The organism is Limnohabitans sp. 2KL-51, assembly GCF_003063645.1.
Classification (GTDB): Bacteria; Pseudomonadota; Gammaproteobacteria; order Burkholderiales; family Burkholderiaceae_C; genus Limnohabitans_A.
Map to the genome: position 1 here is coordinate 192,730 of NZ_NESJ01000003.1, position 24,216 is coordinate 216,945.

Sequence of the window (24,216 nt, forward strand, 5' to 3'; positions counted from 1 at the left end):
AGGTCGGCGGCTTCAGCCCCGACACGGGCTGATGGCGCGCAAACATTTGTCGAGGCTGAAGCCGTCGACCTACTGAACAGTGTGGTTGACGTCACCCGACCAATGGGCAAACAGCCCTAAACCTCTAAAATCAGGCCAATTCGATCATTTCCTCACCCCCCTCCTTCCCGGCGGGGGGTATTTTGCTTTTTTACTCGCCTTTGCCCTTAGCCACCATGCAACTCCCCAGCCTGATCACCGGCAAACGTTTCACCCTGCCCCGCCCTGTCGGATCGGCCGATGCCGTGCTGCTGGCCCAGTTGGCCGAGCGCGAAAAAAAGGTGGGCAAGCTCACCGCCATCATCACCAGCGACGCGGCCGACGCCCAGCGACTGATGGAGGAGCTGGTGTTTTTTACACCCGGTCTGCGCTGTGTGATGTTCCCCGACTGGGAAACCCTGCCCTACGACACCTTTTCGCCGCACCAAGACCTGATCAGCGAGCGCCTAGCCACACTTTGGCGCATCAAACAGCGCAACCACCCCGAAAGCGCTGACGTGGTGCTGGTGCCCGCCACCACCGCCCTTTACCGGTTAGCGCCGCCGTCCTTTTTGGCGGGCTACACCTTCGAGTTCAAGGTGAAGCAAAAGCTCGACGAAGCCCAGCTCAAGGCCCAGCTCACGCTGGCGGGCTACTCGCATGTGAGCCAGGTGGTCAGCCCCGGCGAATACGCGGTGCGCGGCGGCTTGATCGACCTCTTCCCCATGGGCTCGCTGGTGCCTTATCGGGTGGATTTGTTTGATGACGAGATCGACAGCATCCGGACCTTCGACCCCGACAGCCAGCGCAGCCTCTACCCCGTGCCCGAGGTGCGCCTGCTGCCCGGGCGCGAGTTCCCGATGGACGAGGCGGCCCGAGGGCGGTTTCGTAGCCGCTGGCGCGAACTGCTCGAAGGCGACCCGACCAAAAGCCGCATTTACAAAGACATGGGCAACGGCGTGGCCACGGCGGGCATCGAGTACTACCTGCCGCTGTTTTTTGAAGAAACCGCCACGGTGTTCGACTACTTAGGCGCAGGGCAAGCCGATGCGGCCACCGTGGTGCTGCACGGCGATCTGGAGCCCGCCTTCCAGGGCTTTTGGCAAGACACCAAAGACCGCTACCGCCTGGTGCAAGGCGACCCTGAGCGGCCGGTGCTGCCGCCCGATGCGCTGTTTTTGAGCGCCGAGCAGTTCTACACCCTGACCAACGGCCACGCGCAACTGGCTTTGCGCACTGGCACCGCCGATGTGGTCGACAACACCTTGGCCCAAGCACTGCCCGAGCTGACGGTGGTGCGTGGCGCCGAAGACCCGCTGGCCCGGCTGCAAGCGCACATCCACAGCAGCAAAACCCGCGTTCTGATCCTGGCCGAAAGCGATGGCCGCCGCGAAAGCCTGCTTGACTTCGTGCGGTCCAGCGGCCTCACGCCCCCGGTGTTCGACAGCCTTGAAGACTTCTTGACCAGCGACGAAAAAGTCGGCATGGCCACGGCAGGTTTGGTCAGCGGTTTTCATTGGTTTGAGCACGGCATTGATCTGGTCACCGAAACCGAACTCTTTGCAGCAGGCCCCACCACTCGCCGCCGCAAAAAGCAAGAACAGGTCAGCGACGTTGAAGCGCTGATCAAAGACCTGAGCGAGCTGAACGTGGGCGACCCGGTGGTGCACAGCCAACACGGCATCGGCCGCTACCGGGGCCTGGTCAACATGGACATGGGCCAGAAAAACGAGGACGGCACGCCTGCCCTGCAGGAGTTTTTGCACCTCGAATACGCAGGCGACGCCACGCTGTATGTGCCCGTGAGCCAACTGCAACTGATTGGTCGTTACACCGGCGTGAGCGCCGACGAAGCGCCGCTGCACAAGCTGGGCTCTGGCCAGTGGGAAAAAGCCAAACGCCGCGCCGCCGAACAGGTGCGCGACTCGGCCGCCGAGTTGCTCAACATTTACGCCCGCCGCGCCGCACGCGAGGGCCACCCTTTCCGCTACAGCCCGCAAGACTACGAAACCTTTGCCAACGACTTTGGCTTTGAAGAAACCGCCGACCAAAAGGCCGCCATCCACTGCGTCATTCAAGACATGATCAGCCCCCGCCCCATGGACCGCCTGGTGTGTGGCGATGTGGGTTTTGGCAAGACCGAGGTGGCGCTGCGGGCCGCCTTTGTGGCCGTCACGGGTGGCAAACAAGTGGCGATTTTGGCCCCCACCACGCTGCTGGCCGAGCAGCACTTCCAGACCCTGAAAGACCGCTTTGCCAAATGGCCCGTGAAGGTGGCCGAGGTCTCGCGCTTTCGCTCGGGCAAAGAAGTCACCGCCGCACTCAAAGGCATTGCCGACGGCACGGTGGACATCGTGGTCGGCACCCACAAGCTGCTGAGCGAATCGACCAAGTTCCATGACCTGGGCCTGCTCATCATCGACGAAGAACACCGCTTTGGCGTGCGCCACAAAGAGGCCATGAAAGCCCTGCGCGCTGAGGTCGATGTGCTCACGCTCACGGCCACGCCCATCCCCCGCACCATGGGCATGGCGTTGGAAGGTCTGCGCGATTTGAGCGTGATCGCCACCGCGCCCCAGCGCCGTCTGGCCATCAAGACCTTTGTGCGCAACGAAGGCACGGGGGTGATCCGTGAGGCGGTGCTGCGCGAACTCAAGCGCGGCGGGCAATGCTACTTTTTGCACAACGAAGTCGATACGATTGAAAACCGTCGCCAAAAGCTCGAAGAAATCCTGCCCGAAGCCCGCATCGCTGTGGCCCACGGCCAGATGCCCGAGCGCGAACTCGAACGCGTCATGCGCGACTTTGTGGCCCAGCGTTACAACATCTTGCTGTGCTCGACCATCATCGAGACCGGCATCGACGTGCCCACGGCCAACACCATCGTGATTTCTCGCGCCGACAAATTCGGCCTGGCCCAGCTGCACCAGCTGCGCGGACGGGTGGGCCGCTCACACCACCAAGCCTATGCGTATTTGATGGTGCCCGAGATCGACGGCCTGACCAAACAAGCCGCCCAACGGCTCGACGCCATCCAGCAAATGGAAGAACTGGGCAGCGGCTTTTATCTGGCCATGCACGACCTGGAAATTCGCGGCGCAGGCGAGGTCCTGGGCGAAAACCAAAGCGGCAACATGCTCGAAGTGGGCTTTCAGCTCTACAACGAGATGCTGTCCGAAGCCGTGCGCTGCTTGAAGTTGGGCAAAGAAACCGATTTGCTCAGCCCCCTGTCGGTCACGACCGACATCAACCTGCACGCCCCCGCCCTGCTGCCCAGCGACTATTGTGGCGACGTGCACCTGCGCTTGTCGTTCTATAAAAAGCTGGCCACCGCCAAAACCAGCGACCAAATCGACGCCCTGCTCGAAGAGCTGGTGGACCGCTTTGGCAAGTTGCCCCCACAAGCACAGACCCTGGTGGATGTGCACCGCCTGCGCGTGCTGACCCAGCCCTATGGCGTGATCAAGGTCGACGCCGCCCCGGGCGTCATCCAAATCACCTTCAAGCCCAATCCGCCTGTGGAGCCCATGGCCATCATCGGCCTGATCCAAAAAAACAAACACATCAAGCTGGCAGGCAACGACAAAATCCGCATCGAACGCGAACTGCCCGACCCCAAGGCGCGGGCGCAGATGGTGCGGGATGTTTTGCGCAGTTTGGGCACGCCGAGGACTGAGGCGGTGGAGGCCTGACCGAGTGGCTTGCTGGGGCTCTGCTCAACGGCTTTTTGGTAATCCCAAATGGGTGCCATAATAATTTTGAGCAGTCGGATTTCTGACCCCACGCGACGAGAAAAACAAAGGTGCTGGTCCGAAGCGCCCACAGGAGACAAACAATGCCGTTGCAGATTTTCCGCCGCAGTCGCCGTGTGCTGCTGCTTTCCTTTGCCACCCTGGCGCTCGGCACATCGGCCCAAACTTGGCCCGAGCGCCCGATCAAGCTGGTGGTGCCATTCCCGCCGGGCGGCGGTGCCGATACGGCTGCCCGCATGTACGGCGAGAAGCTGTCGGCGCTGCTGGGGCAGCCTGTGCTGATCGACAACAAGCCTGGCGCCAGCGGCAACATCGGCGCCGAACTGGTGGCACGCGCCCCTGCCGACGGCTACACGCTGCTCTTCGCCAACGAGTTCCTGGCGACCAACCCGCTGATGTTCAAGGAAATCCGCTACGACTCGCTCAAGGACTTCGTGCCGATCGCCAAAGTGGCGAGCAATGCCGCCGCCATTGCGGTGCACCCCAGCCTCGGCATCAAGACGATTCAGGAACTGATTGCTCTGGGCATGACGAAGAACCTCAACTACGCGTCACCCGGCGTCGGCACCGGGCCGCACCTGTTCGGGCAGCTGATCGCGATGCAGACCAGTGCAAAGTTCACCAACATCCCTTACAAGGGTTCGGCTCCGGCCACGGCGGATGCAGTAGGCGGACAGGTGGACTTCATCATCTCCACCTTGTCGCCTATGGTGCCGCACTTCAATTCCGGCCGGCTGCGCGGCCTGGCCATCACCGGCGGCAAGCGCTCACCGCAAGCACCCGATGTGCCGACACTGATCGAATCTGGCTTGATCAGCCAGCGTTACGAAGTCTGGTACGGCGTGGTGGCCCCTGCTGCTGTTGCGCGTCCCATCACCACACGACTTCAGCAGGCGTCCGCGCAGGTGCTGCGAGACCCTGAGCTGCTGAACAAGTTGCGCAACGCCGGCTTCGACGTGGAGCCAAGCATTGGCGACGACTTTGGGGCAGAACTGCGCGCAGACATTGATCGCTGGGTGCGCGTCATCCGCGATGCCAAGATTCCTCGCGAATAGGAGAAAAAACATGAAATCATGGTGGATTAGAACGGCCGACAATGCGATGGCTCTGGAGCTGCGCGACATTCCAATACCGCAACCGGGCCCCGGTCAGGTGTGCATTCGCATTCGTGCGGCCTCGCTCAATCGTGGCGAGTTCATCGCGGGCCACGGCTTGCACACGGCGGCTACGGCACGACCTGCGGGTTTCGAGGCGGCGGGCGAAGTGACGGCGCTGGGCGCAGGCGTCACGCGCTGGAAACTGGGTGACCGGGTCATGGGCCGCTGCGACGGCGCTTTCGCCGAACATGGTTGCATGAATGCCGAGGAAGTGTTTGCAGCGCCCCCACGCCTGACCTGGGAACAGGCGGCCGCGACGACGGTGGTGTTCCTCACAGTTTACGAAGCCTTGATGGCGCATGGCCGTTTGGCTGCAGGCGAAACGATGCTGGTGACCGGCATCTCGTCGGGCGTGGGCGTGGCGTCGCTGCAGGTCGGCAAGGCCCTGGGTGCGCGGGTGATCGGCACCTCTGGGTCGTTGGAAAAACTTGAGCGTCTTAAGGCGCTGGGCCTCGATGTCGCGTTGCACACCCGCGCGCCCGACTTCGTCCCAGCCGTCATGCAGGCCACCCAAAACCAAGGTGTGGACCTGGTGGTGAACACCGTCGGCGGCAGTGTCTTTGCCGCATGCATCGAAGCCATGGGCTTCCAGGCGCGACTGGCCATGGTGGGCTATGTCGACGGCCAGGTCGATGCGAGCATCGACCTCGGCGCGCTGCACAGCAAACGGTTGCAGCTGTTCGGCGTGTCCAACAAGATGCGCAACATGGCTCACCGCATTGCCGCAGCCAAGGCGCTGGAGCGCGACCTGCTGCCCATGTTGGCCGATGGCCGCGTGACGCCATTGGTCGACCAGGTTTTTGCGCTCGATGACCTGCCAGCCGCACAGCAGTGCATGCAGAGCAACCAGCACCTTGGCAAGCTGGTGGTGCGCGTCGACTGATCAGCGGCTCTTGCCAACTTGATGCCACCCGTTATGGGTAGGCTTACATTTCGTATCCCTCAACGCACTCGGAGACAAACCATGTTCAAAAAAATAACCGTCATAGCGCTGGCCCTCGCCTCTGCATGGGCCACACACGCCCAAGCCCAGGGCTACCCGAACAAACCCATCCGCGTGGTGCTGGGCTACACCGCAGGCGGCGCGGCGGACGCTGTTGCGCGCCCACTCATGCGTGTGCTCGAGCCACTGCTGGGGCAAGCCATCATCGTCGAACCCAAACCGGGCACTGCCGGCGGCGTGGCAGCGGAGTTCATCAGCAAGGTGGCGCCGGACGGATACACGCTTTATCTTGCCGATGGCGGGCCCTTCACCACAGCGCCACACCTGTCAAAAGTAAGCTACCACCACCTCAACTCGTTTACCCACATTGGCCATGTTTGCAGCACGGGCAGCATCATGGTGGTGCACCCAACCTCACCATTCAAGAGCGTGGCCGACGTGGTGGCGGCAGCGAAAAAAGAACCTGACAAATGGAGCTACGGCACCTCGGGCATTGCCGGTCCGCACCACTTTTCCGGCGAATTGCTCAAGAGTGTCAGCGGCGTGAACTTGCTGCACATTCCCTACAAGGGCGGCGCGCCAGCGATGACCGACCTGATGGGCAACCAGGTGCCGATGCTGTTTTCTTCACTGGCTGCGGCAGTGGGTCCCTACAAGTCCGGCAAGCTGCGCGCTCTGGCGGTGACTTCGCCCAAACGTTCGGGCGCTTTCCCCGATGTGCCCACGATGGACGAGCTCGGTTACAAGGGTTTTGATTCCACCGGTTGGTTCGAGTTGATGGGCCCGGCTGGCATGGCACCAGAGCTCGTGGCGCGACTGTCACAGGCGCTGCTCAAGGCGGGCGAGGACAAAAACCTACAAGAGCAGTTCAAGCAGCTGGGTTGCGACGCTGAATTTCTGACGCCTGCGCAGACGGTCGAAAAGATCAAGAGCGACCATGCCAAGTGGGGCAAAGTCATCAAGGACGCCAACATCAAGGCAGAATAACACCCAGGTTGCGCCCCCCGCAATGAGGTCAAGGGAAAACAAGTGGCAAGTCAAACACATGGGCTGCACTGTTTTATGGAGTCAATATTAGGCAGCACCATGACCCAGCGCATGGGTGCTTGTTTGCTGATTGGCTTTAAAAACTGAGCCACTGGGGGTGCCGATTGAATTTTGACCAGGGGCTTTAGCGAAAAGCCAAGCGCAGATGATTCAGAAAAAATCACATTAGAGACTTTGCGATTAAGAAGAGACGAAAGCAGCGCAGGCTGACCGATAAAGCTGGCACTAACCGCCACCTGTTTCCCCCGCGCATGCGGGGATATGCTTTGAACGATTTAGACGAGAAGCTACCATTCAGGGTATATTTTCATGCAACAAAATTCTCATTGATCCTTGTATTCACTCACTTTTTTATTTGCAGATTTTATAAAAATGTCTAGTTTATTGAATCAAGGTAAAAGCATGCTTTCAGTTTCCAGATTTAGCTTATCAACTTTGGCGGCATTTAAAGACGTCATGAAGCTACTGATGGCCATGCTGGCTTTCGTCATTTGCTCAACGGCGGCTCATGCACAAGTCTTTACTAACATAAAAACAATCAACGGGATTTATTCAACCAGCGTTCGGGACGTTTTCGTAAACGGTTCTTTCATCTACGCCGCTACAAGAGGTCCATTGACTGATGGTGTAGAAAGTGGACTGAGTATTTCTACCAATGATGGGGCGAGCTTTACAACAAAAACAACATTCGACGGGCTTGTCAGTAACGTCGTTAATGGTGTTTACGCAAGCGGTTCTACCGTCTACGCCGCTACAAATGATGGACTGGGTATTTCTACCGATGGCGGGACAAGCTTTACCAACAAAACAACAACCAACGGGCTTGGCAGTAACAGCGTTAATGACGTTTTCGCAAGCGGTTCTACCGTCTACGCCGCTACATCAGTTGGACTGAGTATTTCTACCGATGGCGGGACAAGCTTTACCAACAGAACAACAACAACCAACGGGCTTGGCAGTAACAGCGTTAATGACGTTTTCGCAAGCGGTTCTACCGTCTACGCCGCTACATCAGGTGGACTGAGTATTTCTACCGATGGCGGGGCTACATTTACCAACAAAACAACTGCCAACGGGCTTGGAAATAACTTGGTTTACGGCGTTTTCGCAAGCGGTTCTACCGTCTACGCCGCTACATCAGGTGGACTGAGTATTTCTACTGATGGCGGGGCCACATTTACCAACAAAACAACAACCAACGGGCTTGGCAGTAACGTCGTTAATGGTGTTTACGCAAGCGGTTCTACCGTCTACGCCGCTACAAATGATGGACTGGGTATTTCTACCGATGGCGGGACAAGCTTTACCAACAAAACAACAACCAACGGGCTTGGCAGTAACAGCGTTTTTGGTGTTTACGCAAGCGGTTCTACCGTCTACGCCGCTACAGGTGGTGGACTGAGTATTTCATCAGATTCACCCACAGTGACTGCTGTCTCCCAGAACAGCGGGTCTACAGCTGGTGGTACATCCATCACCATCACGGGAACCAACTTAATTGGGGCAACTGGCATCTCCGTTGGTGGTTCGGCGTGTTCTGCTTTCAGTGTGACCAACAGCACGACTGCAACCTGTACCACCCCAGCAGGTAGCGCAGGTATAGCCAGTGTCTTGGTCACCACAGCAGGTGGAACCAATGCGGCCAACACGCTGTTCACCTACGTTACTACGATATCTTCAGCCACGCCCATACCAACATTGTCTGAGTGGGCCATGATCTTGATGACCGGCTTGATGGGGATTTTCGCGTTCATGCGCTTGCGTAAAAGCTGAAGCAAGGCAGGTACCTTTTCAAAATCCTGACGCGACAAACGTTCATTTGTTTCTGTAGGCGATCTGGTGAAATCAGTTGGCGCTGATTCGTCTCGTTTTTTTTGGGGACTGGTTATTGCAGCCTAAACAAAAACATTCAAAGACACGCCTACACGCACGATCAAGGTCATTTTACGTGAGGACAAGAAGCACATAAAGTCAAAAAACTCTGGAAAAGTGGCTACATGGTGGCTACATGAACCAAAGGCCAGAAAGCAAAAAGCCCGGAGAACCGGGCTAAGTGCTTGATTTACTTGGGGTGGCTGATGGGGCTCGAACCCACGACAACAGGAATCACAATCCTGGACTCTACCAACTGAGCTACAGCCACCGTGAAGCGAAAATTATAACCCGAAGTTGGGTTCAAATCCCTGTGTTTTATGAATTATGAAGCCGACTTCTCATTGGGCTTTTTCACCTTGATCTCCACCTTGAACTGGCTCTTCAGGTGTGAAAGGTAGGCGCTGGCTTCCGCATTTCCCAGCAAACGCGCAAATTGCTCACGGCTTTGAGCTTGCTGCTGTGCATTGGGCTCTTCGCGTGGCACCAATTTGTTCACCCGCATCAAGGCGAAGCCTTGTGTACCCAAGTCCACGCCCACCAAGACAGGCATCGCTGCAGGATCAGCGCGTAAGGCTGCGTCCACCAAGGCTTGGGGTTGGCCCTGCGCTTGATCGCGCGAAACCACCAAGGCATTGCCCAGCTGGGCTTGTGCGGGCTGGGCCTTCCATTCATTCAGTCGTGCCTGTCCTTCGGCCTTGGCCAGGGCCTGCGCTTGCACCAACAAGTATTGGATACGCACAGCATCTTTGACATCGGCATAAGGCCGCACCGCTGCCGCGCGGTAATTGACGATGCGTGCAGAGACCAAGGTGTTGTTGCCCAACTCAATGGCGGCCGTGTTACGGCGCTTGCTGACGGAATCTTCAGAGAACAAGGCTTCCAGAATTTTGGGGTTGGCCATCACGCCAGTATTTGCGCCAGTGGGGGTGCGGCCCAGGCCTTGCGCTTGTTGGATGCTGAGCTTGAGCTTCTCAGCCACAGGCTTGAAGGTGTCGGCTTGCTCATAAACGCTGTTGCTGAAAGTCTCCGCCAATTCTGCAAACTGACGCTTGGCTTGTTGTTCGCGCAAGTCAGCTTCCAACTTGGGTCGCATGGCTTCCAGGCTGGGCGTGGCGGGGGCCTTGATGTCGGTGAGCAAGATGATGTGAAAACCAAACTCAGACTCCACAACGGCGCTAATTTCACCTTTCTTTAACGCAAAAACGGCGTCTTCAAATGACTTGACCATGGCCCCTTTGGCAAAGAAGTCCAGATCGCCGCCATTGGACGCAGAACCTGGATCGTCCGAGTTTTTACGTGCCAACTGGGCAAAACTTTTAGGATCTTTGCGCACATCCGCCAGCAAGCCGTCTGCTTTTGTACGGGCTTTTTCTCGCTCAGCGGCGGGCGCGTCTTTGGCCGCATTGATCAGGATGTGGCTAGCGCGGCGCTGCTCTTGGACGGACAAGCGCTGGAGATTTTGTTCGTAATAGGTTTTGATGTCCTGCTCGGGCAACTGGATATTTTTGGCCAAGGCGGCCGCATCGAGCACCAGGTATTCCACGTCGGCCGATTCAGGCGAACGGAAACGATCTGTCTGGGTCTGGTAAAACTTTTCCAGATCGGCATCTGTGACTTGGACCTTGGCCGCAAAAGTGGCTGGCTCAAAGCGTTGAATCTGGATTTCTCGACGCTGCAAATAGGCCTGCAACGCGGTGTCCGTTTGGCGCTGAGAAGCCACAGCCGAGGCCTGCAAACTTGCCAGAACCTGTTGATTGGACAAGTCGCGGCGCACACGCGCTTCCAACATTTCAGGTGTCATGCCCTGGCTGGCGGCCAGTTGACGGTATCGATCCATGTCCAGCTTGCCGTCCGGTCCACGCAGGCCGGCGATTGAGGGGTCTTGCTGCAAATAATTGGCCAAGCGTTGGTCGCTGGTGACGAGCAGTTGCTTTTCTGCAACCACAGCGATCAATCGGTCATTGACCATGCGCTCCAAGCTGGCGTAACGGGCAGCATCAGAACCGAGCATTTTGGCGTCCAGGTTGGGCGCTGAGGCGCGGATGCGATCCACTTCCTTTTGGTGCATTGCATCCCATTCTTGCTGGGTAATTTCAATGTCGCCCAATTTGGCGACAACAGCACCACGGTCACTCATATTGCTGTAACCATCAACACCAAACAAAACAAATGAAGGAATGATCAGCACAACCAACAAACCCATGAGGATCTTGGAATTATTGCGGATGGTGTCAAACATGTCTGAAGTCTCGGGTTGTCAATAAAAAAGGCGAACCTGGGGTTCGCCTTCGTTTGAGAGGTGGTGGGCGCTGACGGTCTCGAACCGCCGACCTACTCCGTGTAAAGGAGCCGCTCTACCAACTGAGCTAAGCGCCCTCTCAAATGTGTGGTCAGTTCAAGGCGTCTTTCAGGCCCTTGCCTGGACGGAACTTTGGCACATTGGCTTTCTTGATTTTAATCGCAGCGCCCGTACGGGGGTTGCGGCCTGTGCGCGCGGCACGTTTGCCCACGGCAAAAGTACCAAAACCCACCAAGGAAACTGTCCCCCCCTTTTTCAGGGTTGTACGCACTGCGCCCATGGTGGCTTCGAGGGCACGACCGGCAGCAGCCTTGGACAAGTCCGCGTGCTTGGCAATGTGTTCGATCAATTCTGTTTTGTTCACAATAAACCTCTGGTTGTTAGCGCTGAAAGGACCGAAGTTTGGACTGAAATCGGACCCGACAGCGTGGGTATGTTGATGAAATTTTTTGAGGCAACGACTGCCACAAGCAATTAAATCCAGACCTTGTGGGTCTGTCAATCGCATTTAGGCTTGGCCACATTGGCGTTGGATTCTAGCCTTGAAAATAGTGCTTCATAAAAGCACGACGGTTATTTTATGTTCAGCCCCGACAAGTTTGCTTGAATGCACACATTTGGAGACCATGCGCTTGGACAAACGCCTGCTCAAAGCGCCTGCTCAATAGCCCGACCCACATCTGCCGTGGACGCACTGCCGCCCAAATCAGGCGTGCGAGGGGCATCGTGGCCCGCTGCCAGAACTTTTTCGATCGCGGCCAGCACTGCATCGTGCGCATCCTTGTGACCCAAAAACTCAAGCATCATGGCGCCGCACCAGATTTGTCCAATCGGGTTGGCAAGCCCCAAGCCCGCAATGTCAGGAGCAGACCCGTGCACTGGCTCGAACAGCGACGGGAACTTGCGGTCTGGATTCAGGTTGGCGCTGGGCGCAATGCCGATGGTGCCCGTGCAGGCAGGTCCCAAGTCGCTCAAGATGTCACCAAAGAGATTGCTGGCCACCACAACATCAAAAAAGTCAGGGCGCTGCACAAAGTGAGCCGTGAGGATGTCGATGTGGAACTTGTCCACATTCACGCCCGGGTAAGCCTTGGCCATCTCGGCCACACGCTCATCCCAATAAGGCATGGTGATGGCAATGCCATTGGATTTGGTGGCACTGGTCAGGTGCTTTTTGGGACGGGTTTGGGCCAACTCAAAAGCAAACTTGAGCACGCGGTCCACGCCAATGCGGGTCATGATGGATTCCTGCATCACGATCTCGCGCTCGGTGCCCGGGAACATGCGCCCCCCCACGCTGGAGTACTCGCCTTCGGTGTTTTCCCTTACGATGTACATGTCGATCTCGCCCGGCTGGCGTGCGCTGCCGTCGCGGCGCACCACCGGGGCGATGATGCCGGGCATGAGTCGCGCTGGGCGTAAGTTGATGTATTGGTCGAACTCACGACGAAACAACAAAAGCGAGCCCCACAGTGACACGTGGTCAGCAATTTTTGCTGGCCAACCCACGGCGCCAAAGTACAAAGCATCGTGGCCGCCGATCTGGTCTTTCCAGTTGTCGGGCAGCATCTGACCATGCTTTTCAAAGTAATCCCAGCTTGAAAAATCAAAGTGGTCAAACTGCAAATCAATGCCAAACTTGCGTGATGCAGCATCCATCACGCGCAGGCCTTCAGGCATGACTTCTTTGCCAATGCCATCTCCGGGAATGACAGCGATGCGGTGTTTGCTCATGTGTAGAACTTTCTAAATCTGAATAAATGGGTGGGCTTCAAGATAAAGAGCTTAGCAACAAAGAGGCGGACCGGTGTCGCCCTGACCCAGACGTCGGGCTCAGCCCCACCGCTCATTTCACCCTGGCTCGAATTTCAGGCAGAGCCTTTTTCATGTAATAAACCATGGACCAGATGGTCAAAATGGCTGCGATCAGGATCAACACCGCCCCCCAGTCGCGGGTGTCGATCGAGCCAAACAAAATCCCGTCATACAACAAGAAAGGAATGGCCACCATCTGCACTGTGGTCTTGAGCTTGCCCACCATGTGCACAGCCACGCTGTTACCCGCGCCAATTTGTGCCATCCATTCGCGCAGCGAAGAAATCGCGATCTCGCGACCAATGATGACCAAAGCGATCAGCACATGCACCCGGTTCATGTGCACCAAAATCAGCAAAGCCGCACAAACCAGAAACTTGTCAGCCACCGGGTCCAAAAAAGCCCCGAAGGCCGAAGTCTGGTTGAGCTTGCGGGCCAAAAAGCCGTCCAGCCAGTCGGTCCAGGCAAACAAGACAAACATGACCGTAGCGATCAGGTTTTGTGTTTCGACCTTCAGGCTGTCCAGGTAATACACGCCAATGATCAAGGGAATCGCGACTATGCGCGTCCAGGTCATGATGGTTGGAATCGTGAAAAACATGCTGTTGATTGTGGCACGCCCAGCCAACGGCTTGATGACAGTCTTGTCCGGGCTCAGTGCAAGGCGTTGTAAATGGTCTCAGCCAGCTCTCGAGAGATGCCTTCCACCCCCAGCAAATCTTCCACACTGGCACTTTCCACGCCACGCACGCCGCCAAAGCGCTGCAGCAATTTGGCCCGTTTGCGCGGACCGATGCCCGGGATTTCCTCGATCTTGCTGCCGCCCATGCGGACCTTGGCCCTCTGCGCCCGCATGCCCGTGATGGCAAAGCGGTGTGCTTCGTCGCGAATTTGGGCCACCAGCATGAGCGCTGCCGAATCCTTGCCCAGATAAACCTTCTCGCGGCCATCGGCAAACACCAGCTCTTCCAGGCCCACCTTGCGGCCCTCGCCTTTTTCCACGCCCACGATGCGCGACAGGTCCAGCCCCAGGTCGCTGAACACCTCCCGGGCCATGCTGACCTGGCCTTTGCCGCCATCGATCAGCACCAGGTCGGGCAGCCGGGCTGTGCCCTCGCCCGAGCGCAAGGCTTCGGCCAATTTGCCATAGCGGCGCATCAGCACCTGGCGCATGGCGGCGTAATCGTCACCCGGCGTGATGCCTTCGATGTTGTAGCGGCGGTATTCGCTGCTTTGCATCTTGTGCTGACGAAACACCACGCACGAAGCTTGGGTGTTTTCACCCCCCGTGTGCGAGATGTCAAAACACTCGATGTGCAGCGCATCCAAATCGTCCGGGGCCAAATCCAGCGCATCGGCCAATGCCCGGGTGCGGGCTTGTTGCGAGCCTTCCTCTGCCAAAAGTCGGGCCAACTTGATGTCGGCGTTTTTCTCACTCATCTCCAGCCAGACACGGCGCTGCTCGCGGGGGTTGTGCACGGCTGCAATTTTGTAACCCGCTTGCTGCGACAAAGCCGCCACCAAGACTTTGTCCACGGCCACGCTGGTGATCAAAGCAGCCGGAACCGGAATGCCGATGTAGTGCTGCGCCATGAAGGCTTCGAGCACTTGGATCTCGACCGCAACCGGCGGTTGTTCGTCGTCTTCGATGCCCTGCAAAGCATGGGCATCTTCCACATGCGCCGGAAAATAAGCCCGATCCCCCAAATGCCGCCCACCACGCACCATGGCCAGATTCACGCAAGCTCGCCCACCTTGCACACGCACCGCCAAAATGTCCACATCGGTATCGGTGCCCGTGTCCACCGACTGCTGGTGCAGCACCCGCGACAAGGCGGTCATCTGGTTGCGCACCTCGGCCGCTTGCTCAAAGGCCAAACGATCGGCATGCGCCATCATCCGCGCCTCCATCTCTTGCAACAACCCTTGGGTCTCGCCCTTTAAAAAGCGCTCGGCATGCTGTACATCGTCGGCATAGGCTTCGGGGGAAATGAGGTTCACGCACGGGCCAGAGCAGCGCTTGATTTGAAACAGCAAACAAGGCCGGGTGCGGTTGGCAAACACCGTGTCTTCGCAAGTGCGCAGGCGAAACACTTTTTGCAAAAGCTGGATAGACTCTTTGACCGCCCATGCGCTGGGAAACGGACCAAAGTAGCGATGTTTCTTCTCAACCGATCCGCGGTAATACGCCACACGGGGAAAGGTTTGCGGCTCGGGCGCTCCCGAAGCGCTTGGCACGGCCTTCAAAAACAACGTGCCGTTGCCAGTGAGCTTGAGGTAGGGGTAGGTTTTATCGTCCCGAAACAGGATGTTGAAGCGCGGGCTGAGTGACTTGATCAGATTGTTTTCGAGCAGCAACGCCTCGGCCTCGGAGCGCACCACCGTGGTCTCTAGGCGGGCGATCTTGCTGACCATGTGGCCGATGCGCGTGCCGCCATGGTCCTTCTGGAAATAGCTCGACACCCGCTTTTTGAGCTGCTTGGCCTTGCCCACATACAGCACGTTGCCCTGCGCATCAAAGTAACGGTAAACCCCCGGCAAAGCCGGGAGCGCAGCCACCTGGGCCAGCAAGATATCGTCATGTGCCGCTGTCATGGCGCGTATTGTGACGGGGAAACAATTTGCCCCGACAATTCCAAATCATGAAAACGCATAGGCTTTGGGACATTTTCTGCACCGTCATTGACAACCACGGCGACCTGGGCGTGTGCTGGCGCCTGACGCGCCAATTGCTGGCCCAAGGCCAATCGGTGCGCCTGTGGGTAGACGACGCCTCGGCCCTCGACTGGATGGCCCCTGAAGCCCATGCCTTGCCCCACTTGCAAGTGCTGCCCTGGGCCGCAGCCAGCCAAAGCGAGGTACTGAGCCAATTGAAGCCCGCCGACGTGTGGATCGAAGCCTTTGGTTGCATCCTGCCCGAAGCCTTTGTGGCACACGGTGTCGCCACTCACCCGCAACAACCGGCCTGGATCAACCTCGAATACCTCAGCGCCGAAGACTGGGTGCCCCGCATACACGGACTGCCCTCACCCGTAATGAGCGGCCCCGCCAAGGGCTGGACCAAACGCTTTTTCTACCCCGGCTTCACGGCAGACACGGGCGGACTGCTGCGCGAAACCGATTTGCAGGAACGGCAACAGCGCTTTGACCGCGCTGCCTGGCGTCAGCAACACGCCCCCAACTTGGCCCCAGGCGGCCTGCTGATCAGCCTGTTCTGCTACGAACCCGCCGCCCTGCCCCAACTGCTGGCCCAACTGGTGGGCACAACCCACCACCTGCTCGTCACCCCCGGCAGGCCGCTGGCGGCGGTGCAGCAAGCCTTGACAGGCATGGCCGAGCAACCCAGCTGGAGCGCCCTGCCCTACACCGACCAAAACGGCTTCGACGAGATGCTCTGGGCCTGTGACCTCAACTTTGTGCGCGGCGAAGACTCGCTGGTGCGCGCCCTGTGGGCGGGCCAACCCTTCATCTGGCACATCTACCCGCAAGACGACAACGCGCATCATGCCAAGCTGGAGGCGTTTCTGGAGGGGATGCAAGCGCCGCAAAGCCTGCGGTGGGCGCATCGTGTTTGGAATGGAATTGAAAACACTGCTTGGCCCCCATTCAAGTCCGAGACTTTGGGGACTTGGTTTGCCTGCGCCACAGCGGCACACAAAAGACTGCTCCTGCAAAAACAGTTGCACGCCCAGCTCATGGCCTTTGTGCAAGTCCAGACCTCAAGCCCCTGAGGTCCTCTGCAGAGGATAATCGCTCACCATGAATTTGATTGAAACACTCTTTCCCCTAGGCTGGCAGCACTACCTGCTGGGCGGCCTGACGATTGGCGCTGGCGTGGCGCTGCTGTATTTGTTCAACGGCTGGGTCGGCGGCATGAGTTCCGTCTTTTCCAGCAGTTGGTCTTTTGTGTCCAAACGGGCGTTTTTTCAGCAAGCGCGCTTTGTCAGCACCCGGAACTGGCGGCTGGTTTACGCGCTGGGCGTGGTGCTGGGGGCGCTGGTTTGGCGGTTCACGCTGGCGGGCGGCGAGGCGCAGCACACCAGTGTGTCCGCCTGGCAGCTGTTGGTGGGCGGCTTTTTGGTCGGCTACGGTGCGCGCCTTGGCAATGGCTGCACTTCCGGCCACGGTATTTGCGGGCTCGGCTCGCTGCAGCTGCCCTCGCTTTTCGCGGTGCTCACCTTCATGGCCACCGCCTTCATGACCGCCAACCTGATGGCTTGGAGCCTCGCATGAACAATCTGAATCCTCACACACTGTCCCTGCCCAAAGCGGTGGTCACCCTGGCCGCCGGGGCCTTGTTTGGCTTTGGGCTGTCGCTGGCCACCATGGTCCAGCCCGAAGTCGTCATCAACTTTCTACTGTTTAAAGACTGGGGCCTGATGCTGGTCATGGGCGGTGCTGCGGGTCTGGCCATGTTGGCCTATAAAGGCTTTCCGCGCTGGTTCAGTCGCCCTTTGTTGGGTGGTCAATTCCTGACGCAGCCTTCCAATTGGAACCGACAGACGGTCATCGGTTCGGCCATTTTTGGCATCGGCTGGGGTTTGTCGGGCGTTTGCCCCGGCCCGGCCATTGCGGCTTTGGGCACGGGCAACACCGACATCCTGTGGGCTTTGGGTGGCATTGTGCTGGGCGCTTTGGCGCATGGCCTGACGGCGCGGGATTGACTGTTGCGCTCGCTTTCAGCCCCAAACAGGGCCCTCGCAGGTTAGAATAGTTGGCTTGACCTCAGGTCTCCCTCCTTTCATTTCAGACTCAATTCCTATGAAAACCGCTCAAGAAATCCGCGTCGGCAACGTCATCATGCACGGCAAAGACCCCATGGTCGTCCTGCGCACCGAATACCAACGCGGCGGCCGTGGCTCATCCACCGTGCGCATGAAGCTCAAAAGCCTGATTGCCAACTTCGGCACCGAAGTGGTTTTCCGCGCTGACGACAAGATGGACCAGGTCATTCTGGACAAGAAAGATTGCACCTACTCTTATTTCGCTGACCCCATGTACGTTTGCATGGACACCGATTTCAACCAGTACGAAGTCGAAGCCACCAACATGGGCGATGCCCTGAACTACCTCGAAGACGGCATGGAACTTGAAGTTGTTTTCTACAACGAGAAAGCCATCTCGGTCGAATTGCCCACCAGCGTGGTGCGCGAGATCACTTGGACCGAGCCTGCCGTCAAAGGCGATACCTCAGGCAAAGTACTCAAGCCCGCCAAAATCGCCACCGGCTTGGAAGTGCCAGTGCCTTTGTTCGTGGCCCAAGGCGACAAGATCGAAATCGACACCCGCACGGGTGAATACCGCAAGCGCGTCTGATCTTCCGATCAAGCCCCCAAAAAAGCCCCGCAAGGGGCTTTTTTCATGGGCGTATGAGTGTCTTGCGGCCGATGCACAATCAGATCCATGAAAACCACTCACGACATCAAGGACCACTCTTTGCCCCACGCTTGGGCCGATCTGCAAGCCGGGGCCCAATCGAGCGATTGGCTGCAACCCGAGGCCAACCGTCTGGCCTTTGCCGACCCCGAGTTTTTGCTGCGCCGCGAAACCCGGGGCATCCGCTTTCAACTGGAAATGCTCAAACCCGACTTGGCCCAGGCCGAAGCGGGCATTGAGCACACGGTGGTGGTGTTTGGCAGTGCCCGCTTTTTGGATCGCGCAGCAGCCCAGGCCCAGCTGCAAATCGCGCAGCAAAACGGCCAGGCGCAAGACATCGCCAAAGCGCAAGCCCTGGTTCGCAATGCCGAGCATTACGAAAATGCTCGGGTCTTTGCGCAAATGGTTTCCCGGGCCTGTTCTTGCCTGCCCAACGATGAAAAACTGTTCATCTGCACAGGCGGCGGCCCTGGCATCATGGAGGCGGCCAACCGGGGCGCACAAGAGGCCGGTGCGCCCTCGGTGGCGCTGAACATCGCCCTGCCCCACGAGCAACACCCCAATCCTTATGTCACGCCCGGCCTGAGCTTCAAGTTTCATTACTTTGCGCTGCGCAAAATGCACTTCATGATGCGGGCCAAGGCCTTGGTCGCGTTTCCGGGTGGCTTTGGCACACTGGACGAGTTGTTTGAAGTGATGACGCTGGTGCAAACGCGCAAATCACGGCCCGTGCCGATCTTGTTGTTCGGTACCACGTTCTGGAAAGGCCTGATCGACATGGACGTGCTGGTTCAAGAAGGCACGATTTCGCCGAGTGACCTCCAGCTTTTCCACTACGTGGACACACCCGAAGCCGCCTGGCAGGCGATTTGCAATTTTTACCAGCTGAAGGTGGATTAAGCGGGCCGCAGCCGCCAGGCAGCGCGCGAACCCAAGCCCACCGCAGCTCCCACCACCCAAAACACCGGGGCCACACCCGCAACCGCCCCAGCGGCACCAAACAACATGGGCATGAGCACGCTGGAGCCATTGATCGTCATCAGGCGCAGGCCCAGCGCCTCTCCCTGGCGTTGATGGGGGGTGATCTGGTGCAAAGTGCTCATGATCATGGGCTGCACCGCACCCAGCGCCAGACCCAGCAAAACCGAACACACCCCCATGCTCCAGGGCGTGGGCATGAAGGGGTACAAGCCAAACAGCAACCCGGTGCAGACCATGGCCCCGGTGATGATCTGGTACTCGTGCACATGGCGCGACAGCCAGGGCAAACACACCCGAATGAAGGCCGCCGAGATGGCGAACGCGCCCAAGATGGTGCCCACCACCGAAGCACTGTAACCGCGCTCATGGCCGAGCACCGGCACCACAAAGGTGTGCACATCCCAGCACGAAGACAGCAACCAATTGACGCCCAGCAAACGCCGCATCAGCGGCTCGGCCAAAAGGTCCAACGCGCGACGCGGCCCCGCGTGTTCTGGCGCCGGTGGCGTGGGCAACTCGGTCACTCGCCGCACCCAAAACCAGGTGCTCAAAGGCAACACAGCCATCAGCAAGAAGGCCCATCGAAAACCGGTTTCATGCGCCGGCACAGGCCCGGAAAAATCGATCAGCAAACCCGCCAGCACTGGCCCCAGAAAATTCGACACCGCCGGTCCGATCGACAGCCAGCTGAAAGCGGACTTCAATTCCGCCGGGGTTTGGGCCATGCGGCCCACATGCCGCTGCAGGGCAATCACGGCCATACCTGTGGCACCGCCCGTGGCCAGTGCGCTCACGCACATGACCGGAAAAATCGGCCAGACCACCGAAAATGCCGCACCGCTGGAGGCCAGCGCCACGCTGATGAGGATGGGTTTTTTCAGGCCCTTGCGATCGGCGTAGCGCCCGGCAGGCAGTGCAAAAAACACCTGTGTGATGGCAAACAAGGCCAGCAAAGCGCCCACGGCCAGGGCGCTGAAACCTTGCTGCAAAGCCAGCAAAGGCATGGCCATGCGCATGCCCGCCATGCAGGCATGCAAAAACACCTGCCCGGCAATCAGGCGTATGAGTTCACGTTGCATGGCCAACCCGCTGGTGTTCGCGGCGTGTTCGCCATGGCCCGTTCATGTCAGGCATGACCGCCCGCATCGGTTCCGGGCAAAAGGGCCTGGGCCTCGGCTTCGGGCAAGGCATCCACCTGCCTCAAGGCCCGGTTCATCACGTTGCTGCGGGTCTGGGCTTGGTCCAGGGTGTTGAGCACGGTTTGCGTCTGGTTGCGCACCTTGTCCAGCACGTCGCCAAACTTGCCAAACTCGGTCTTCACCGCACCCAGCACCTGCCAGACTTCGCTGGAGCGCTTTTCCAGCGCCAAGGTTCTGAAGCCCATTTGCAAGGCGTTGAGCATGGCCATCAGGTTGGTCGGGCCCGCCAGCGTGACGCGGTGGTCGCGCTGCAGGGTCTCCATCAGACCGGGGCGGCGCAAGACTTCGGCGTACAGGCCTTCGGTGGGCAAGAACATGACCGCAAAGTCGGTGGTGTGCGGTGGCTCCAAATACTTTTCTGCAATCGACTTGGCTTCAAGCTTGATGCGGTTTTCCAGGGCCTTGGCGCACAGCTCGGCTTGTACCGGGTCGGCTCGGCTTTGGGCTTCGAGCAGGCGCTCGTAATCTTCGTTGGGAAACTTCGCGTCAATCGGCAGCCAAACCGGCTGGCCGCTGTCGGATCGGCCGGGCAGGCGAATCGCAAAGTCCACCCGGTTTTTGTCGCCGGGCCGGGTGGCCACTTGCACCGCGTACTGCTCGGGCGTGAGCACTTGTTCGAGCAGCGAGGCCAGTTGCGCCTCGCCGAACATCCCTCGGGTCTTGACGTTGGTCAGCAGGTGCTTGAGGTCGCCCACGCCTTGCGCCAAGGTATGCATTTCGCCCAGCCCTTTGTGCACCTGCTCCAAGCGGTCGGCCACTTGTTTGAAGCTCTCGCCCAGGCGAGCTTGCAGCGTGGCCTGGAGTTTTTCGTCAACGGTCTGGCGCATCTCGTCGAGCTTGGCAGCGTTGCTTTGCTGCAGTTGAGCCAACTGGGTTTCCATGGTGCCGCGCATTTCGGTCAGGCGGCGGGCGTTGGCCTCAGACAGTGCATTGACCTGCTGGGCCAGACTGTCGGTCAGGCTTTTTTGCAGCAAGGCCAATTGCTGGGCCAGCGCGTCGATTTGCTGGTTTTGCGTGCGGGTGGCCTCGGCGCTTTGTTGCAACAACGATTGCTGGAACAGCGTGAGGTTGTGCATGGCTTCTTGCCGGCCTTGCACGCTGGACTGGCTGATCTCGGTGCGCAGCTCACGCTCCAGGCGCTCAGTTTGTGCCTGCGCGGCAGCAAACTGTTGCTGCTGCCACGCGGTCTGGACCGATGCTTGTGTGGCCGTTTGTTCGGTAGTTTTCTCTGCCAGAAGTTCTGCGATTCGATCGGCCTGCGCCTCGGGCGACACCCGCAAACGCAGCAGCAAAAAAACCAGCACCAGCAGGCTCAGCCCACCCAGTGCCCACAACACCCATTCGTTCATGCAGCAGAGCCAGTCACCGTGTTCAAAGGCGTCAATGCTTGGCCACGGGTAAGGTAAGCCACCACATTGTCTGCGGCCAACTGAATCATCGCCATGCGGGTTTTGACCGTGCTGCTGGCGATGTGGGGCGTCAGCACCACATTGGACACCTTGAGCAAGTCGGGGTGCACCGAGGGCTCGCCCTCGAACACATCGATGCCCGCAGCAGCGATTTGACGCGCCGCCAGCGCTTTGGCCAAGGCCGCGTCGTCCACGATGCCGCCGCGCGCAATATTGACCAGCGTGGCGGTGGGCTTCATTTGCGCCAGCTCGGTCGCGCCGATGGTGTGGTGCGACTCGGCGCTGTAGGGCACGACCAGCATCACATGGTCCGCAGTTTTGAGCAGCTCTTCTTTGCCCACATAACGGGCTTTGCACTGCGCTTCCAAATCGGCGCTGAGGCGCGAGCGGTTCTGATAGATCACATTCATGCCAAAGCCATGCGCCGCGCGGCGGGCAATGCCTTGGCCGATGCGGCCCATGCCGATGATGCCAATCGTCGAGCCGTGGACCTCAGCCCCGGCAAACATGTCGTAGCTCCACTTTTTCCAAAGGTCAGCACGCAGGTAATGCTCGCTCTCGGTGATGCGGCGGGCCGTGGCCATGAGCAAGGCAAAGCCAAAGTCGGCAGTGGTCTCGGTCAGCACATCGGGCGTGTTGCTGGCTTGCACGCCGGCAGCGGTCATGGCAGGCACGTCAAAGTTGTTGAACCCCACAGCCATGTTGGCCACGATGCGCAACTGCGGGTTGGCCTGCAAGAGCGCCGCGTCGATGCGCTCGCTGCCGGTGGTCAAAGCGCCCACTTTGCCTTGCATGCGGCGGGTCAGTTCTGCTGCAGACCAGACCTCATCGGTTTGGTTGCTCTCGACTTCAAACACCTGAGCCAAAGACTGCAGGACCTCGGGGAAGATGGCGCGGGCTACCAAAATGGAAGGTTTGGACATCATTGGAACCAGATAAAACTCATGATGACGAACAAAGGAATCAGGACAGCGCCTGACCACAACATGTACCCAAAGAAGCTGGGCATCTTTACGCCGCGGTCTTCGGCAATGGCTTTGACCATCAAGTTGGGCGCATTGCCAATGTAGCTGTTGGCCCCCATGAACACGGCACCCGCCGAAATCGCCGCCAAAGTCGGGGCCAAGGTGGTCATCAAGACCTTGGGGTCACCGCCTGCGGTGTTGAAGAACACCAAGTAAGTGGGTGCGTTGTCGAGGAATGAACTCAACGCGCCCGTGATCCAGAAATACATCATCACATCGGGGCTGCCATCAGGCTTGGTGACGGCTTGGACGACCGCGCCAAACGGGCCATTGACACCCGCCTTGAGCATGGCAATCACCGGAATGATGGTCAGGAAAATGCCGGCAAACAACTTGGCCACTTCGGCCATAGGCCCCCAGCCAAACTGGTTGTCGGCATGGACTTTGGCCGGTGTAATTTTGAGCGACAAGAAAGTCACTGCCACCAGGCCCAGATCGCGCACCACGCCGGCTAGGCCCACTTCGGTGCCGTAGATGTTGAAAGAGACCGACGATTTCCAGAGCCCGCTCATCAACACCAAGCCCACCACCGCGGCCAGCAGCCAGAAGTTGATGGCGCCGTCAAAACCAATGCCTTTGGAGTCCGGTGTCGGGTCTCGCGGCATCAGGTCTTCTCGGCGGTGGTACCAAGAGTCCAGCACGAAGAAAATGGCCAACAAGCTGCCCACCAAGAACAAGGTTTCAGGGAAGATGGCTTTGAGGGTCCAGAAGAAATCCACACCCTTCAAAAAACCCAAAAACAAGGGTGGGTCGCCGAGTGGCGTCAAAGAGCCACCAGCGTTGGAGACGATGAAGATGAAAAACACCACCACATGGGCCACATGCTTGCGGTTGTCATTGGCCCGGATCAAGGGGCGGATCAACAACATGGACGCACCCGTGGTGCCCATGAAGCTGGCCAGCACGGCACCAATCGCCAAAATGGCGGTGTTCAGACCCGGACTGCCGTGCAAGTTGCCACGAATGTAAATGCCACCCGACACCGTGAACAAAGCCGTCAGCAAGATGATGAAAGGTATGTATTCGGCAAACAAGGCATGCACCGTGTTGGCCCCAGCTGCCGCAGGGCCGAACACCAACGCGAAGGGCACCAAGAAAGCCAAGCCCCATGCCGCAGCCACTTTGCCGTAATGGTGGTGCCAGAAGTGAGGCAGCAACAAAGGCATCAAGGCAATGGACAGCAAGAGGCCTGCGAAAGGCACGCCCCAGATCGCCGACAGCTGAGCGCCGTCAAACTCGGCGGCCCAAGCCCCGCCGGACAGGGTCAACAGCATCGGCAAAACCAGCCAAGCGGTCCATCGTGTCCCCAAAAGCTTCATG

Annotated in this window: 19 protein-coding genes and 2 tRNA genes; 10 read left to right on the top strand and 11 right to left on the bottom strand. The window is 58.7% G+C overall.

All coding sequences use genetic code 11. The features are described 5' to 3' along the window. Positions 1 to 215 precede the first annotated feature (215 nt). The 5 genes from mfd (at position 216) to B9Z49_RS04050 (ending at position 8,690) form a co-directional block, all read left to right on the top strand. Positions 216 to 3,710: a transcription-repair coupling factor gene (gene mfd, locus B9Z49_RS04030; protein WP_108352144.1), complete on the top strand. Its 3,495-nt coding sequence runs from the start codon at positions 216 to 218 to the stop codon at positions 3,708 to 3,710. A 143-nt stretch (positions 3,711 to 3,853) separates the two neighbouring features. Then, the gene (locus B9Z49_RS04035) at positions 3,854 to 4,825 is read left to right on the top strand and encodes a tripartite tricarboxylate transporter substrate binding protein (protein ID WP_108352145.1); all 972 of its coding nucleotides are present in this window, start codon (positions 3,854 to 3,856) and stop codon (positions 4,823 to 4,825) included. A 10-nt stretch (positions 4,826 to 4,835) separates the two neighbouring features. Next, a complete protein-coding gene (locus tag B9Z49_RS04040; RefSeq protein WP_108352146.1) occupies positions 4,836 to 5,810 on the top strand; it encodes a zinc-binding dehydrogenase in 975 nt (324 codons plus the stop codon). 81 nt (positions 5,811 to 5,891) lie between these two features. Then, positions 5,892 to 6,857, top strand: coding sequence for a tripartite tricarboxylate transporter substrate binding protein (locus tag B9Z49_RS04045; RefSeq protein ID WP_158273420.1), 966 nt, complete (start codon positions 5,892 to 5,894; stop codon positions 6,855 to 6,857). A 393-nt stretch (positions 6,858 to 7,250) separates the two neighbouring features. Then, complete coding sequence (locus B9Z49_RS04050) at positions 7,251 to 8,690, top strand: IPTL-CTERM sorting domain-containing protein (protein ID WP_146188458.1); 1,440 nt, start codon at positions 7,251 to 7,253, stop codon at positions 8,688 to 8,690. Between the two features lie 294 nt (positions 8,691 to 8,984). Here B9Z49_RS04050 and B9Z49_RS04055 read toward each other — a convergent pair. The 7 genes from B9Z49_RS04055 to uvrC all read right to left on the bottom strand — a co-directional run bounded on the left by B9Z49_RS04055 (position 8,985) and on the right by uvrC (position 15,501). Further along, positions 8,985 to 9,060 (bottom strand) — tRNA-His (locus B9Z49_RS04055). Positions 9,061 to 9,114: 54 nt separating this feature from the next. Further along, positions 9,115 to 11,031 (bottom strand): SurA N-terminal domain-containing protein, encoded by a 1,917-nt coding sequence (locus tag B9Z49_RS04060; protein ID WP_108352149.1) that lies wholly within the window; start codon positions 11,029 to 11,031, stop codon positions 9,115 to 9,117. A gap of 61 nt (positions 11,032 to 11,092) precedes the next feature. Next, positions 11,093 to 11,168 (bottom strand) — tRNA-Val (locus B9Z49_RS04065). Positions 11,169 to 11,182: 14 nt separating this feature from the next. Further along, entirely contained in the window at positions 11,183 to 11,455 is a 273-nt protein-coding gene (locus B9Z49_RS04070) for an HU family DNA-binding protein (RefSeq protein WP_019428312.1), read from the bottom strand. A 284-nt stretch (positions 11,456 to 11,739) separates the two neighbouring features. Continuing rightward, positions 11,740 to 12,825: a tartrate dehydrogenase gene (locus B9Z49_RS04075; protein WP_108352150.1), complete on the bottom strand. Its 1,086-nt coding sequence runs from the start codon at positions 12,823 to 12,825 to the stop codon at positions 11,740 to 11,742. A gap of 112 nt (positions 12,826 to 12,937) precedes the next feature. Further along, on the bottom strand, positions 12,938 to 13,507 hold the full coding sequence (gene pgsA, locus B9Z49_RS04080) for a CDP-diacylglycerol--glycerol-3-phosphate 3-phosphatidyltransferase (RefSeq protein ID WP_108352270.1): 570 nt from the start codon (positions 13,505 to 13,507) through the stop codon (positions 12,938 to 12,940). Positions 13,508 to 13,560: 53 nt separating this feature from the next. Beyond that, entirely contained in the window at positions 13,561 to 15,501 is a 1,941-nt protein-coding gene (gene uvrC, locus B9Z49_RS04085; RefSeq protein ID WP_108352151.1) for an excinuclease ABC subunit UvrC, read from the bottom strand. A gap of 47 nt (positions 15,502 to 15,548) precedes the next feature. On the opposite strand from uvrC, the gene earP reads away from it, so the two are divergent. From earP to B9Z49_RS04110, 5 genes are all read left to right on the top strand, one after another. After that, positions 15,549 to 16,637, top strand: coding sequence for an elongation factor P maturation arginine rhamnosyltransferase EarP (gene earP / locus B9Z49_RS04090; RefSeq protein WP_108352152.1), 1,089 nt, complete (start codon positions 15,549 to 15,551; stop codon positions 16,635 to 16,637). A 28-nt stretch (positions 16,638 to 16,665) separates the two neighbouring features. Next, entirely contained in the window at positions 16,666 to 17,139 is a 474-nt protein-coding gene (locus tag B9Z49_RS04095) for a YeeE/YedE family protein (RefSeq protein WP_108352153.1), read from the top strand. Continuing rightward, entirely contained in the window at positions 17,136 to 17,570 is a 435-nt protein-coding gene (locus B9Z49_RS04100) for a DUF6691 family protein (protein ID WP_108352154.1), read from the top strand. Before B9Z49_RS04095 ends, B9Z49_RS04100 begins: the two co-directional genes overlap by 4 nt. A gap of 97 nt (positions 17,571 to 17,667) precedes the next feature. Then, the gene (efp, locus tag B9Z49_RS04105) at positions 17,668 to 18,222 is read left to right on the top strand and encodes an elongation factor P (RefSeq protein ID WP_108352155.1); all 555 of its coding nucleotides are present in this window, start codon (positions 17,668 to 17,670) and stop codon (positions 18,220 to 18,222) included. Between the two features lie 87 nt (positions 18,223 to 18,309). Further along, positions 18,310 to 19,182: a TIGR00730 family Rossman fold protein gene (locus tag B9Z49_RS04110; protein WP_108352156.1), complete on the top strand. Its 873-nt coding sequence runs from the start codon at positions 18,310 to 18,312 to the stop codon at positions 19,180 to 19,182. On the opposite strand, the gene B9Z49_RS04115 is transcribed toward B9Z49_RS04110, so the two are convergent. The 4 genes from B9Z49_RS04115 to B9Z49_RS04130 are packed head-to-tail and all read right to left on the bottom strand — an operon-like array spanning position 19,179 to position 24,215. Next, the gene (locus tag B9Z49_RS04115; RefSeq protein ID WP_108352157.1) at positions 19,179 to 20,342 is read right to left on the bottom strand and encodes an MFS transporter; all 1,164 of its coding nucleotides are present in this window, start codon (positions 20,340 to 20,342) and stop codon (positions 19,179 to 19,181) included. The two genes, B9Z49_RS04110 and B9Z49_RS04115, sit on opposite strands and share 4 nt — an antisense overlap. Positions 20,343 to 20,389: 47 nt before the next feature. Then, entirely contained in the window at positions 20,390 to 21,811 is a 1,422-nt protein-coding gene (locus B9Z49_RS04120) for a DNA recombination protein RmuC (protein ID WP_108352158.1), read from the bottom strand. Beyond that, positions 21,808 to 22,794 carry a D-glycerate dehydrogenase gene (locus B9Z49_RS04125; protein ID WP_108352159.1) on the bottom strand — a complete coding sequence of 329 codons (987 nt, stop codon included), beginning with the start codon at positions 22,792 to 22,794 and terminating at the stop codon, positions 21,808 to 21,810. The genes B9Z49_RS04120 and B9Z49_RS04125 overlap by 4 nt, the downstream gene beginning before the upstream one ends. Next, the gene (locus B9Z49_RS04130; protein WP_108352160.1) at positions 22,794 to 24,215 is read right to left on the bottom strand and encodes a sodium:proton antiporter; all 1,422 of its coding nucleotides are present in this window, start codon (positions 24,213 to 24,215) and stop codon (positions 22,794 to 22,796) included. Before B9Z49_RS04130 ends, B9Z49_RS04125 begins: the two co-directional genes overlap by 1 nt. Between the last annotated feature and the right edge of the window lies 1 nt (position 24,216).

Excerpts from the sequence above, each read along its gene's own strand:
- B9Z49_RS04095 (WP_108352153.1), top strand. The coding sequence starts at position 16,666 with ATGAATTTGATTGAAACACTCTTTCCCCTAGGCTGGCAGCACTACCTG.
- B9Z49_RS04100 (WP_108352154.1), top strand. The coding sequence starts at position 17,136 with ATGAACAATCTGAATCCTCACACACTGTCCCTGCCCAAAGCGGTGGTC.
- efp (WP_108352155.1), top strand. The coding sequence starts at position 17,668 with ATGAAAACCGCTCAAGAAATCCGCGTCGGCAACGTCATCATGCACGGC.
- B9Z49_RS04045 (WP_158273420.1), top strand. The coding sequence starts at position 5,892 with ATGTTCAAAAAAATAACCGTCATAGCGCTGGCCCTCGCCTCTGCATGG.
- B9Z49_RS04115 (WP_108352157.1), bottom strand. The coding sequence starts at position 20,342 with ATGCAACGTGAACTCATACGCCTGATTGCCGGGCAGGTGTTTTTGCAT.
- B9Z49_RS04120 (WP_108352158.1), bottom strand. The coding sequence starts at position 21,811 with ATGAACGAATGGGTGTTGTGGGCACTGGGTGGGCTGAGCCTGCTGGTG.
- uvrC (WP_108352151.1), bottom strand. The coding sequence starts at position 15,501 with ATGACAGCGGCACATGACGATATCTTGCTGGCCCAGGTGGCTGCGCTC.
- pgsA (WP_108352270.1), bottom strand. The coding sequence starts at position 13,507 with ATGTTTTTCACGATTCCAACCATCATGACCTGGACGCGCATAGTCGCG.
- B9Z49_RS04035 (WP_108352145.1), top strand. The coding sequence starts at position 3,854 with ATGCCGTTGCAGATTTTCCGCCGCAGTCGCCGTGTGCTGCTGCTTTCC.
- B9Z49_RS04075 (WP_108352150.1), bottom strand. The coding sequence starts at position 12,825 with ATGAGCAAACACCGCATCGCTGTCATTCCCGGAGATGGCATTGGCAAA.
- B9Z49_RS04130 (WP_108352160.1), bottom strand. The coding sequence starts at position 24,215 with ATGAAGCTTTTGGGGACACGATGGACCGCTTGGCTGGTTTTGCCGATG.
- mfd (WP_108352144.1), top strand. The coding sequence starts at position 216 with ATGCAACTCCCCAGCCTGATCACCGGCAAACGTTTCACCCTGCCCCGC.
- B9Z49_RS04125 (WP_108352159.1), bottom strand. The coding sequence starts at position 22,794 with ATGTCCAAACCTTCCATTTTGGTAGCCCGCGCCATCTTCCCCGAGGTC.
- B9Z49_RS04040 (WP_108352146.1), top strand. The coding sequence starts at position 4,836 with ATGAAATCATGGTGGATTAGAACGGCCGACAATGCGATGGCTCTGGAG.
- earP (WP_108352152.1), top strand. The coding sequence starts at position 15,549 with ATGAAAACGCATAGGCTTTGGGACATTTTCTGCACCGTCATTGACAAC.
- B9Z49_RS04110 (WP_108352156.1), top strand. The coding sequence starts at position 18,310 with ATGAAAACCACTCACGACATCAAGGACCACTCTTTGCCCCACGCTTGG.
- B9Z49_RS04060 (WP_108352149.1), bottom strand. The coding sequence starts at position 11,031 with ATGTTTGACACCATCCGCAATAATTCCAAGATCCTCATGGGTTTGTTG.